Annotated in this window: 5 protein-coding genes; 4 read left to right on the top strand and 1 reads right to left on the bottom strand. The window is 54.7% G+C overall.

What is annotated here, in order from left to right:
• Window positions 1-93 precede the first annotated feature (93 nt).
• Both ABX962_RS04130 and ABX962_RS04135 read left to right on the top strand, forming a co-directional pair.
• Entirely contained in the window at window positions 94-4,917 is a 4,824-nt protein-coding gene (locus ABX962_RS04130) for an alpha-2-macroglobulin (RefSeq protein WP_372716896.1), read from the top strand.
• Window positions 4,918-4,924: 7 nt separating this feature from the next.
• Window positions 4,925-5,572, top strand: a complete 648-nt coding sequence (locus tag ABX962_RS04135; RefSeq protein WP_372716898.1) for an RNA polymerase sigma factor — start codon at window positions 4,925-4,927, stop codon at window positions 5,570-5,572.
• 424 nt (window positions 5,573-5,996) lie between these two features.
• Here the strand turns inward: ABX962_RS04135 and ABX962_RS04140 are convergent, their stop codons facing one another.
• Entirely contained in the window at window positions 5,997-9,026 is a 3,030-nt protein-coding gene (locus tag ABX962_RS04140; protein WP_372716900.1) for a hypothetical protein, read from the bottom strand.
• A 353-nt stretch (window positions 9,027-9,379) separates the two neighbouring features.
• Between ABX962_RS04140 and ABX962_RS04145 the strand changes: the two genes are divergently transcribed.
• Together ABX962_RS04145 and ABX962_RS04150 are read left to right on the top strand one after the other, a co-directional pair.
• Complete coding sequence (locus tag ABX962_RS04145) at window positions 9,380-10,045, top strand: hypothetical protein (protein ID WP_372716902.1); 666 nt, start codon at window positions 9,380-9,382, stop codon at window positions 10,043-10,045.
• Window positions 10,046-10,307: 262 nt separating this feature from the next.
• Entirely contained in the window at window positions 10,308-14,018 is a 3,711-nt protein-coding gene (locus ABX962_RS04150; protein ID WP_372716904.1) for a preprotein translocase subunit SecA, read from the top strand.
• Window positions 14,019-14,040: the final 22 nt, after the last annotated feature.

The raw sequence follows: 14,040 nt of genomic DNA on the forward strand, positions 1-14,040 counted from the left end.
GTATGGAACGCCCCCTGGCCGACCGTCGATGTTCGCTACCGCAACGTCGAAAAAGTGTACTTTCGACTTGTGACGTTTGATTTCGACGAATTCGTGAATTCAGATCGTTACCAACCGATGCAATTAAATCGTGCTCAGCAATCCGCCTTGATGAACCAAAAAATCGTCAAACGTTGGTCCGCGGATCTGCCAAAAACCGAGGACTATCAAGAACGCGTCGAACAAGTGAAGGTGCCTGAGGACATCGCGGCTGGATCGTATTTCTTGTATGCCAGCCACCGCGAGGATTTCGCGCACGACGACAACCAAGTCAGCATGGCCGAGGTTTGGGTCAGCGAATTGGCCTTGGTGCTACGAACCGCGCAGGGCAAGGGAACGCTCGAAGGTTTTGTGTTGGACGCAAAAACCGGAGAACCTCGACAGGACGCATCGGTAAAAATCTGGGCGAATGAGGGGAACCGGCGAGTGGAATTGCTGACGGTCCTCACCGACGGCAACGGATTTTTCAAGACGAAAGTCACCAATGGACGCAATCTGATCTTGTTGGCGTCACATCGCGGGCAACGTCTCTCGTCCAACCATGGTATCTCGGTTTACCAGTCGAATGATCGCGAACGCACTCACCAGCAGACCCAGTTTTTCACCGATCGCACTTTGTACCGCCCGGGACAAACGATTCGCTACAAAGGCATTTGTTTGTCGGTCAACCAAACGAGAAACAACTACCAAACGTTGGCAAACCAGCAAGTCGTTGTGGTGTTTTCGGACGTCAACGGCAAGGAAATCGAGCGGCTGACGCATCGCACCAACGATTACGGCAGCTTCAGCGGCAGCGTGACTGCACCGCGTGACCGCTTGATGGGGCAAATGTCATTGCGAGTCGACGGCGTCGCACGAGGCCAGACTCAGTTCCGTGTCGAAGAATACAAACGTCCCAAATTCCAAGTCAAACTAAACGCTCCGAGCGAACCCGCAAAATTAGGCGGCCCCGTTACGATCCGGGCAAACGCAACCGCCTACACCGGAGCCGCGATCGATGACGCATTGGTCTCGTGGCGTGTGGTCCGCGAAGTACGCTACCCGATTTGGTGGTCATGGTCGTGGCGTCGCTTCGGGTTCCCTCCTCGGCCGCAAGGCAACCAAGAAATCGCTCATGGTACGACCCGTAGTGGTGCCGATGGATCGTTTGAAATCACCTTCGATGCCAAGCCTGATTTGTCAGTCCCCGAAGAGAGCGAACCAACGTTTCAATTCACGGTCTACGCCGACGTGACCGATTCCACCGGCGAAACACGGTCGGATCAACGTTCGGTTAGCGTGGGCTACACCGCACTTGCCGCCACCCTGACGGCCGACGATTGGCAAACCAGTGATAAGCCGGTTGAAATTTCGATCAGCACAAAAACGCTCGACGGTGACGGTCAATCGGCCAAAGGAACGGTGACGGTTTATCAGCTGAAACAGCCAGGCAAAGTCGTTCGTCCTTCGCTTGGCGGCCATCACTATCAACCGCTGCGTGGCGGCGACACAAAACCAGCCCCCGATTTGTCGGACATCAACACCTGGGAATTGAGTGATCCGGTTGCCAAAAAGGAATTTGAAACCGATGGTGGCGGCAACGCCAAGCTCACGTTGGATCTATCGGCAGGCCCCTACCGAGCCAAGCTGGAAACACGCGATCGGTTCGGAAAACAGGTCACCGCACTGCTGCCGATCAAAGTGCTTGATCCGAATGCCAAGAAGCTTGCAATCAAGATTCCCGATCTTTTCCTGCAAGAAAAGAGTTCGCTCGAACCAGGTGAATCGATGCGAGCGATTTGGGGCAGCGGTTACGAGACCGCCCGTGCGTTCATCGAAATTGAACATCGCGGCAAACTGCTAAAGAGCTATTGGACGCCAGCAAACTCGACTCAAGTTTTGATTGAACAACCGGTCAACGAGTCGATGCGAGGCGGCTTTGTCGTGCGAACGACGATGGTTCGCGAAAACCGAGCCTACTTCAACGCCGAACGAGTCGAAGTGCCTTGGACGAACAAGGAACTCGATATCCAGTGGGAGCATTTCGTCTCGAAATTGGATCCTGCTGCCAAAGAGACTTGGACCGCGATTATCAAAGGCCCCGACGCCGAGCGTGCTGCGGCCGAGATGGTGGCGACGCTGTATGACGCTTCTTTGGACGCGTTCCAGCCGCACACATGGATGCAGCGTTTTAACGTCTTCTATCAAGATCACTCGCGGATGCACTCCCAATTCGAAAATTCGGCTGAATCGCTGCGTCAAATCTGGCACGGCTGGCGTCACGATCAACGCAACGGAAATTTGACCTATCGTCATTACCCGTCGATGATCGTGCAGAATTTGTGGGGATACCAATTCCGAAATCAAATGAAGGGTGCAATGCGATCGCGGATGAGGACGGAGAGTTTGGATGCGTTTGCTCCCGCAGCACCGATGGCGGCGGCAATGGATGCCGGAATGATGATGGGCGAAGCCGAAGGCGTAGGAGCGAAGATGATGATGCAGGCTGATGCCGCGATGGACGGAGCGGAGCGACAGGCCGACCCGCAGGATGGCGGCGATGACAAGGGAGCTGCGAATGTCGATTTGGAGAGTGTTTCAGCGCGCAAAAACCTGAACGAAACCGCCTTCTTCTTTCCTCATCTGCTAGCCGGGAACGATGGTACGGTGCGGATGGAATTCACGATGCCCGAAGCACTGACCGAGTGGAAATTCCTCGGTTTTGCCCATGACCAAAAACTGCGTAGCGGCTTTTTGACCGGCAAGACCGTGACGGCGAAAGACTTGATGGTCCAGCCGAATCCGCCACGCTTCGTTCGCGAAGGGGACTTGATCGAATTTACGGTCAAAGTCAGCAACCAATCACCGACGCAGCAAACCGGACAAGTTCGCTTGTCGTTTGCCGATGCAAAAACCAGCAAAAGCGTCGATGCTCAACTCGACAACGCTACGGTCGATCAATCGTTCACGATCCCCGCCGGCCAATCCGAATCGTTGTCGTGGAAGATCAAAGTACCCGACGGAATCGGATTTTTGACCTACAAGGCCGTTGGCTCTACGGGAAAACTTTCCGATGGCGAAGAAGGCTATTTGCCGGTCCTGTCACGCCGCGTGTTAGTGAAGGAATCCATTCCGTTGCCGATCCGAGGCAAGCAGGTGAAGCAATTTGACTTTGAGAAACTGCTCCAATCAGGTAACTCCGACACGCTGCAGCATCAATCGTTGACGCTGCAAGTCGCGTCGAACCCGTCGTGGTACGCCGTGATGGCACTTCCGTATTTGATGGAATATCCCTACGAGTGCAGCGAGCAGGTTTTCAACCGGTTGTACGCCAACACGTTGGCCCAGCACATCGCAAACAGCGATCCCAAGATCGAGCGAGTGTTTGATCAGTGGCGAGGGACTCCGGCACTGGATAGTCCGCTGGAGAAGAACCAAGAACTGAAAACGGTGATGCTCGAAGAAACTCCTTGGGTTCGCCAAGCGGAAAGCGAAAGCCAAGCACGACGCAACGTCGGCATCTTGTTTGACACCAATCGCTTGCAAGACGAGACCAAGCGGAACTTGTTCAAGTTGACCGAGATGCAACTCGAGGATGGCTCGTGGCCTTGGTTCCCCGGGGGACGCGGCAACGACTTTATCACGTTGTACATCACGACCGGTTTTGGACGGATGCGTCACTTAGGCGTCCCGATCGATGCTGAACCCGCGATCCGATCGCTGGCGCGACTCGATGGCTGGGTGACCAAGCAATACGAGGACATCAAACCAGAGAATCGCGACAAGAATCACCTGTCGACAACGATTGCGTTGTACTTGTATGGCCGAAGTTTCTTCTTGCAAGACCAGGCGGTTGCACCTGAACATCGCGAAGCGGTCAATTACTGGGTCAACCAAGCCAAAACGCATTGGTTAAAATTGGCGGTTCGGCAATCGCAAGCCCACATGGCAGTGGCACTGAAGCGATTTGGTGAAGCCGAAGCTGCCCAAGGCATCATGGCATCGATCAAAGAGCGATCAGTCACCGATGAAGAGCTTGGCATGTTCTGGCGAGAGACCGAATTGTCATACTGGTGGTACCGTGCCCCGATCGAAACCCAAGCGATGATGATCGAGGGCTTTGACGAGGTGATGAATGATCGCGAAGCGGTCGAAGCGTGCAAGGTTTGGCTGCTGAAGCAGAAACAAACTCAGGATTGGAAGACGACCAAGGCGACTGCGGACGCGATTTACGCATTGCTGCTGCGAGGTAGCGATCTGTTGGCGTCCGATGAATTGGTCCAAGTCGAGCTTGGCGAGAAATTGATCGAGCCTGAAAATGTCGAAGCGGGAACCGGGTTCTACGAAGTCCGTTTCGCTGCCGGCGAAGTCAAGCCAGAACTTGGCAACGTCACGATGCGTAAAGTAGACGAGGGCGTGGCTTGGGGCAGTTTGCACTGGCAATACCTGGAAGACATCAGCAAGGTGACGCCGCACGAAGGTACGCCTTTAACTCTGGAAAAGAAGCTGTTTGTCAAAAAGAATACTGGCAAAGGACCGACGTTGGTCGCTGTGGATGGACCGGTATCGGTGGGTGACGAATTGGTCGTGCGAATCGTTTTGCGGACCGACCGTGATATGGAGTATGCTCATATGAAGGATTATCGCGGCAGCGGTACCGAACCGGTGAATGTTTTATCTCAGTACAAGTACCAAGATGGACTGGGATATTACGAATCGACTCGTGACACGGCAACGCATTTCTTTATCGACTACTTGCCAAAGGGAACGTATGTTTTCGAGTACAGCACACGAGTCCAACTGAAAGGCGAGTACCAGACTGGATTTGCGAACATCGAGTGCATGTATGCTCCCGAATTCAACAGCCACAGCGAGAGCTTGCCCATTGTGGTTCAGTAGGTAACCCATGACGATGTCAGAACCCAGCGAAATTGATACTCACTTGGTCGCTCGGATTCGCGATGGCGATTCTGATGCGTGGCAGGCGTTGATCGATCGTTACGAAGGCCGGTTGTTGGCGTACACCCACAGCCGGATTCGTGATCGAGCGGCGAGCGAAGATATTGTTCAAGAGGCCTTTGTGGGATTCTTGATCAGTCTGCCGAACTATGACGGATCCAAACGGCTGGAAAGTTATCTGTTTTCAATTTGCGCTTACAAATTGACCGATCACTTGCGGCGTGAGGGGCGACGACCGGCGTTGCAATTGCATCGCCGTGGATCAGGCGACGGGGTCGACATCGACTTTACCGGTGGCGAACGTGTCGCCAGCTCGATTGCCCGCAGTGGTGAGCGAAAGCAGATCGAACAAGCGGCCATTCGTGATGCGATCGCCGAGCAGATCGAGCGGTGGAAACAAGGTGACAGCTGGTCCAAGCTAAAAGCGATCGAGTTGCTGTACGTGGTCGGATTGTCGAACAAGGCGGTGGCCGAGAAGACCGATTTGACGGAACAACAGGTCGCGAACTTTAAAAGCGATTTTCAGCTCCGTTTGCGTTCGATCATCAGCCGCATGGAACTCGACGCCGAAGTGTTCCCCGAATTGGCGGAGTGAAAGTCGCCTTTTGCTCCGCAATAGTAGCGTTTGTTGGGCGTATTTTCGCAGGGAACGTCGAGTTTAAAACTTGCAAAAGTAGTGGCAGGCCGAAGCTCTAGTCATTTGCATCGCCCCGGCAATACGTCGCGAGCTTGCGAGCGAAGTGCTGGCCCGGGTCTCTGCTGAATTGGTTGTTTTGGACGCCTGCCCGGGTGTTCTCGCAGGCCGCGATCGGCTGACAGACGCAAGTCACCTCTCCCGAGCGTCAGCTTGGGAGAGGTGACAATACGGTGTCGCCAAGACACAAACTACAGCAGTTTTTCCCCCAGAGGGGAGGTGAAACGCGTTTCAAAAACATCTTCGAAGAAATCAAAAATCACGCAATCTCCGTCGCAGCGGCCGGAACTCTTGGCGAGTTCCGCTACATTGATTCCAGCTTTCGCTATTGCTTCGCTGCGGCGCTGGGATCGATCGGGGACGACAACAGATAGCCGGACCAGAACAGTGGCTCTTCGCCGGTGACGTTTTCAAGGTCCTTGTCGGCATGCGCCAACAGCGGCTCGGTCAACGGATCGAGATCGGTGCGTCGCAAGACCATCCGCGCCCTCCTCCAGGCGTCAACCATCCCCGAGAACGGCAGCTCTTGAGAAAATTCGCGAAGCACAATCGCACTGGATTCTCCGCCCACGGCCCAGCGGCTTATCAAGACATCGTCCACTCCCGCGACATGAAGCGCACACAAAGTCATAAACAACTCGCGTCCATCCCCAAGTCGCGGCGATTCGGCCTGCGAGCGAAAGCCTGCCATCGCAATCGTCGTGGGCACTTGCGATGGAAATTGCAACCATGCTCCGAGCGCAGCATTGGGTTTTCCTGCCTCGTAGGGCAACACGCTCATGGCAAACGGGTTGCTCGTGTCCATCACGCTTGGGGCCGCCACGATCAAGCTGTCCAAGACAATGCCAAGCATCGTGGTGGGAGGCATCTCGGCGACAGGCAACAAGATCGATCCCGCTGCGGCATCGACGATCGACTGGGTGATCGCGGTGTTAATTTCCAGATCACGCGGAGCGAAGAAACGACTTGCCGCAATTCCCACCGCCTTATTCTTTTGACGAATTGGTGCGGGCCGTAGTGCCAATCCAGGCGTCGCGGCGTAGCGGATACTAATCTTGTCGCCCAGGAATTCAGCATCCTCGCCGTCAATCGGCAGAATGTCAAATGGCAGGTACCACAGCGGTCCATCGGGCACGATCACCAAATCATCAATGTCGGTACCGGCGAAACTGCTTGCCTCGGGAAACAAGAATTCCAACAGTGCCGCAGCGTCTTTTCGCCACGCGTTGTCTTCGGGCAAACGCGAACCACGCGTCTTTCCCACACCGATCGATCGCAATACCGATCCAACCATCGCGGGCAGCCTTGACGTATTGTTGTTGGTCCACACCTGCGTTTTCCCGTTCAACGAGAACGTTGTGTACAAGCGATTGCCCGAAAACGCAAACGTCACGAGCGCCGTTCGTTTGGGCAGCCCTTGAATTGGCGCTTTTTCATCGACGCGAGGCGGGGCCAAACGAGGCAACGAACCTCGTGAAAACGCGATCAAGGTGGCCAGCGATTCTTGTTGTTGCCCCAGTTTTTCGACCAGCGAATCGTTGACAGTTGCCGGCGTCAATTTGGCATTGTCGAGCACCATCTGACGAAGCTGTTTAAATTCCGCGGGGCCTTGGTTGCGAAAGTTTCGCTGATCATCGCTGAGCGTTTGATCCTCGGCACTGGCCAGCCCACGCACATGCGCCACACGCCCTGCCAAGGGCAACGTTTGCGAAAAACGTTCCGCCAGCAGCGTGTCGGTGCGGACCAAAACTTTATCGCCGTCGGTCTGTTCCGCAGCAATCGCCAGTCGCATGGCAAGCGCAGCCGATCGATCGATCGTCAAAAATGTCATCGCGTCAACGGGATCGCGGCGCCATAGCGCCGGCGGAGGATCACTGGTGTAATAATCAAGAACCGCGTCGCTCGTGGATCCTCCGATTCGGGTTCCGAGTGACTGGCTAAGCAGTGCGAATTGATAGGTGCTAGGCATCGAAACAAGCGTTCGATTTCGGACCCGATGTTGTTGGGCGAAGGTCCGCATCGATCCATAGGCGTTGTCCACAACGCTGGTCGATTTCATCCCAAACGCCTCTCCGCGTCCCGCCGCAAGTTTCGCGGCGACGTAGGCTCCGTAGGCATCGATCCGCGGTTGCAGCACATCGCGACGGTCCGACAACGATTTTGCATGTCCAATCGAAAGGGTCGCGGCAGCGTAGTCGCGTGACTTAATCGCGGCATCGGCCGAGGCGACAAAACAGTGCACTGCGGCGAGTCGTGACTTTCGAACCATCGCATTGGCGGCCGTATCGGCGGCCGTGCGGACGACGTTTGCCTCTTTTTCACTGGCCACTCCGGCGGCGAGCTGCATCGCTTCGCCAATCAGTTCGGGTTGCTCGAGCGCCGCAGCCACGTTTACGCACGCTAGCGCCGCGGCAAGTGATCCTTCGGCGTTGTCGGATTCGGCCAGCACCGATGCTTGAACCAGCAACGCAATCGCCGACAAGGGATGAGCTCCGCCACTTGATAACGCGGACTTCGAAGCTTCGGGAAACGCACGCTTGTCGTCATGCGCCGCAAAGCGAGCCGCCGCATGCAGTGCCCCGCTCATCGTTTGCGCCACCGGTTGCGGAAGCCCGCCGACATTGGTGGACTCGGCCAACTCGTTGACAAAATTATCCTGTTCGGACAATGGCCCCAGAATGATTCGTCGACGGTACGACGCGATCGCCAAACCACGCATGATCTCGATGATGTCCATCGCGCGCAGATTGGGTTCTTCGACCACTCCCCCTTGGATCAACGTTTGCTCGGTGAGGGGTTGCCCCGATTGGAACATGATCCGGTCGGACGTCGGCACGCGTTTAATCGCCAATGCGGCTGGCCAGACTCCCGTCGGTGGCGACATTTGCACCCCCTCGCGGACCGCAGACCGCCAATCGACTTTATTCAGCCAACCACGATAGCGAATCGCCACCTGCATCGCTGCATCGATGTTCTCGCGAGCTTGCGGCACACTGCCGATCTGCCAATAACACTCCGCCAACATCGCGTACACCGGAATCGAATCGATCCAGCGTCCGTTGATGTCGCGTCGGGTGCGACGAAGTGCCGCCTCGAACGCGTCCACCGCGTTTTCGAGATCCCCACTGCGATACATCTCCAGTGCAATGTAATACTCCTGTGATGGATAGCGGCCTCCGGGCTCAACACCCCCTAAGGTGCCGAAACCTCCTAGTCCGCTTCCTTGCGCAAACGAAACCTGGGGCATCAGACAAAGCACGCTGGCTGCCGCAATCAAGCAAGTGAGAACTTGCTTGAACATCGATTTTGAAAAGTCGTGAAACGCCAAGACGTGTTGGGTTTGAAAATCGCTCATGGACATAGATTAGACGTCAAAGAGGAGTCGGAGTTACGACACGGACGCATCGAGGAGGTTACGACGCGCTCGACACATCCATCGCCGGAGTGCATCAAGAATCAATCGCTCGATTGGTTGTTATCCTAGGAGCTGACCGGCGCGGCGTCGAATGATTTTCCGACCGCAGCGAAAAACTCGCTAGACTGTGCATCAATAGAGACCTTGCAGTTTTGCTGTTGAGGCGAAGTGTGCTAGCCTCGCTCAGGGGGGAGGATGAGGAATTCAGCTTCCTTTGCCTGAGCCGATTCTGCCTGAGCCGATTCAACTTGGCTGAAAATCGATTTGGACCTGCACTTTTGGATCGAAATTTCATGACGGACCACGCGCCCCGCCTGAATCCCTACGCTCCGGCCGAAGTGGTCGAGCAGGATGCGGATGAGGTCCATCATCCTTCCAATGGCGACTTGCTAGCGGAACTCCGCCAACCGCTTCCTGTTTGGCGGATCGCGATTCGGTGGACATTTGTCTGCGTTTTGAGTGCGATCCCAAGCTTTCTGCTGGGAATGGCTGTCACCAACAACAAGCAAATCGCCGCGATGGTGACCGGAATCGTGCTCTTTTGTGTGTTCTATACCTGGTTGGATTGGCGAACGGCGAGCTTTTTGTGGCGACACAAAAAGTCGGTAAGATGGACTCTAGGGATCACCTATGGAACGCGAGTTTTGATCTCGGTCGCTGTGCCGATCGGCGGAATGCTTGATATCATTTGTGGAGTCGCCTCGACAACGTTGGTTGAGAAGTTGACGGGATTCCAGTTCGAGCCGAGCGGAGCGGCCAACGATCTCTCGGCGTTTGGCGAGCCATTTTTTCCTGTTTTATTGACGACCCTAATCCAAGGGGTCCTGATGAATGTCGTGCTATCGATCTATGGAATTGTCGTTTTTGGCATCGTTTTGGCGATTCGAGCGATGTCGGCCCAAAACGAACTGCCCACAGAAAAAACAATCGCAGTTGACCCATCTTCACTAAACTCGTAACTTGCGGATGTAAAGGCATTTAGGTACGCGTTTTTGTAACGTGCGCCGCGATGATTGCATGGAGGCTTCCGGCTCGGTCCTGGATTTGCCACAACCTTCATGTTGACCTGCAAAAGTGTCATATTGACGCTCGCGACGACGGATCAAACGTACACAGGGTTCTGCTCTCGTGGTGGGCATTTTAAGCCTGTGTGTTTGAGACGTGTTCATCCAGATACTGCGGTTCCCCCGAATCGCATACGACCTTACCCCGACGAAAAATATGTCTTTCTTCGAACGACTTTTTGATATTTGCGGCGTTATCTTCGGTGGCGCTTTCGGTGCTGTGGAACGCAGTATCACCTCGGTTTTCGGTTCAGCGAATGCTCGCCATGTCGCAAAACTTCGCCAACGGGCGGAGGCCATCGGCGAATTGGAACCCAAATACGAGGCGATGAGCGACGAAGAGCTCCGCCAACAAACCGAAAACTTTCGCAAGCGGCTCCGCGATGGCGAAACGCTCGACGATATTCTCGAAGAAGCCTTCGCGGTTTGTCGCGAGGGGGGCAAGCGATTCCTGAGCATGCGTCATTACGACGTCCAGCTGATCGGCGGGATGGTGCTGCATAACGGCAACATTGCCGAAATGGTGACCGGGGAAGGTAAGACGTTGGTGGCGACGTTGCCAGCGTACCTGAACGCAATCGAAGGCAAAGGCGTTCACGTGATCACGGTCAACGATTACTTGGCCCGTCGTGACATGGAGTGGATGGCACCGCTGTACATGAACTTGGGATTGACGGTCAACGCGATCCAATCGGGCATGTCGACCGCCGAAAAACAAGCTGCTTACGCCTGTGACATCACTTACGGAACGAACAACGAGTTCGGATTTGACTACCTTCGTGACAACATGCGTCCGGCCGCCAAGGGTGACGATCGTTATCCCAAGGAAGCTCAGCAATGCCAAGGACCGTTGAACTACGCGATCATTGACGAAGTGGACAATATTCTGATCGATGAAGCCCGGACCCCGCTGATCATCAGCGGCCCCGCCGATTTGGATCTCGGTCGTTACGCCGATGCGGACCGTGTCGCGCGGCAATTGAAGAAAGAAGTGCACTTCACCGTCGATGAAAAACAGCACAACGTCACCTTGACCGACGAAGGGGTTCGTGAGGCTGAAAAATTGGCGGGAGTCGAGAGTTTCTATACTGCGGGCAATATGGAATGGCCGCACTTAATCGACAACTCACTGAAAGCTCACTACCTGTATAAATTGGACGTCAACTACGTCGTCAAAGATCGCCAAATTGTCATCGTTGACGAATTCACCGGACGTCTGATGGAAGGTCGCCAATGGAGCGACGGACTGCATCAAGCGGTCGAGGCCAAAGAAGGTGTGCCGATCAAGCAAGAAACACAAACGTTCGCCACCGCGTCGCTGCAAAACATCTTCAAGATGTACAAGAAGCTTTCCGGGATGACTGGAACGGCAATGACCGAAGCGACCGAGTTCATGAAGATCTACGGGCTCGATGTTGTTGCGATTCCGACGAACCGGGAGATGAAGCGGATCGAACATCTCGATTTGATCTATCTAACCGAGAAAGACAAATTCAAAGCGCTCGCCGACGAAGTCGAACGGGCACACAAATGGGATGTCATCAATCTGAAAGATGGCAACGAAGTTTGGGGGAAGATCCAAAAGAGCGACGAAAACGAAGTCGTGATCATTGCCAAGGGAGAAAAGGATCCCGAAACCTACGAGATGAGCAAGATCGAATCGATCGAACGCAGCGGACGGCCGGTTTTGATCGGAACGGTCAGTATCGAAAAGAGCGAGCGTCTTTCCGAATTGCTCGAGCGTCGCGGCATCAAGCACGACGTTTTGAACGCGAAGAACCACGGTCGCGAAGCCGACATCGTTTCGCAAGCAGGTCGAATCAACGCGGTCACGATTGCGACGAACATGGCGGGTCGTGGTACCGACATTGTGCTCGGTGGTAACCCGGAAACGATGGCGTGGGCACAATTACAACACAAATACCCAACCCGTTTGGAAGTGCCGGACGACGAATGGAACGCCTTGGTCGAAGAGATCGACGCTCGCGAAAAGATGAGCGAAGAAGGTGACGTGGTTCGCGATCTTGGCGGTTTGTACGTGCTCGGTACCGAACGTCATGAATCACGCCGAATCGACTTGCAGCTTCGCGGTCGTTGTGGTCGTCAAGGCGACCCCGGTTCGAGCCGCTTCTTCTTGTCGCTAGAAGACGACTTGATGCGGATCTTTGCTGGCGATTTCGTCAAGAGCATGATGGAACGCTTGGGAATGAAAGAAGGCGAAGCGATCGAACATTCGATGGTGACTCGGCGGATCGCATCGGCCCAGAAGAAGGTCGAAGAACGCAACTACGAAATCCGTAAGAGCTTGCTCGATTATGACGAAGTGATGGACGAGCAACGTAAGCGAGTCTATCGCTATCGCCAAAACTTGTTGGACGGTCATAGTTCTCGCAACATGATCTTGGAATTGATTCGGGCTCAAATCGAAAAGTTCGTCAACACGTTCTTGGATCCCAACTACGGTGTCGATACGTTCGCTGCCTATGCCGGCAGCCAACTCGATTGCCAACTCGAATCACGCGATTTCCAGAACATGGATTTCGAGATGGCCAAGGTCTACGCAGTGGATCAAGCCGAACGTGCTGCGGAAGTCACCGTGCACGAGATCATCGAAGAAAATCTTCCGCAATCGATGGAAGACGAGTGGAATTGGAAGGCGATGACAAACTGGGCCAACACCCGGCTTGGCACAAATTACCAAGAACACCAATTGAAGAAGTTGGATCGCGACGAACTGACCGACGAATTGATTCAAAAGGCTCACGAGCGAATCGGCACGGTCGATTTGACCGAGGGAGAACCGTTTCTCGACGCCGACTTTGGTCTACGAACGATGTGTGGGTGGATGCGTCACAAATTCGGAATCGAAACGACTCCGGACGAATTCCGTGATGTCGAAGATCTGCGAAAGGTCAGCGAATCGCTCTACAAGCGAGCCGAAGAAGCTTACACGCAGAAAGAGTCGGAATACCCCGTCATCGCCGGCATTTCTCGCTTCACCGAAAAACAGGGTGCCCAAATTTCGCTCGACCGCGAAGGGTTGGTCGATTGGGTGCAACACCGCTTTGGTGCCCAACTGACTCCCGACGAAGTGCGTTTGAATCGAGACGATTTGAAGGCTCAGCTCGTCGAGTTCAGTCGCAAGGCGGGCGGGGCTGCGAAAGAGAAAAACGAAGTCGCGCAGCGCAAGCTGAACGAGTTGTTCGGCAATGCAGGAAAAGACACCACAGCGGCTGTCGCCTCGGGCAAAAACGGCAGTCTCGAGCAGTTTGCCGACTGGTTGAAGGAAGAGTTCAACTACCGTGCGATCAAAGAAGACTTGTTGCGAATGAACCGCCACGAATTGTCGTTGGCAGTGGATGGTGCCGTCGACGATCGTTTCTATCCCGAAATGCGACGGATGGAACGCCAGATTTTGCTGAGCATCGTCGATGAAGCTTGGAAGAATCACTTGTTGACCATGGACCATTTGCGCAGCAGCGTGGGCTTGAAAGGCTACGCTCAGCTCGACCCCAAAGTCGAATACAAACGCGAAGGCATGCGTTTGTTTGACGCGATGTGGGAATCGATTGGCGAGCGGGTTACCGATTTGATCTTCCGCATGGAATCGTTCAACGAAGAATTCATCCGCAGCACGTGGGTGGAAGCAACCACCAGCCGCAACGATCCTAATGCGGCTAGTGCGCCACGCCAGGAGCTCGAGTCGCCGGCTCAGCGAGCTGCCGAATCGAGCAACCAGGACAACGAATCACGCCCCGATCCGGTGCGTCACGCCGAGCCTCGCGTTGGTCGTAACGATCCCTGCCCGTGCGGCAGTGGCAAAAAGTACAAATCGTGCTGCATGCGAAAGAGCGGCCCGGTGGTCTAGTTTTTTTCTGAGTCGCTAGTTT

The organism is Novipirellula sp., assembly GCF_041583735.1.
Classification (GTDB): Bacteria; Planctomycetota; Planctomycetia; order Pirellulales; family Pirellulaceae; genus Novipirellula.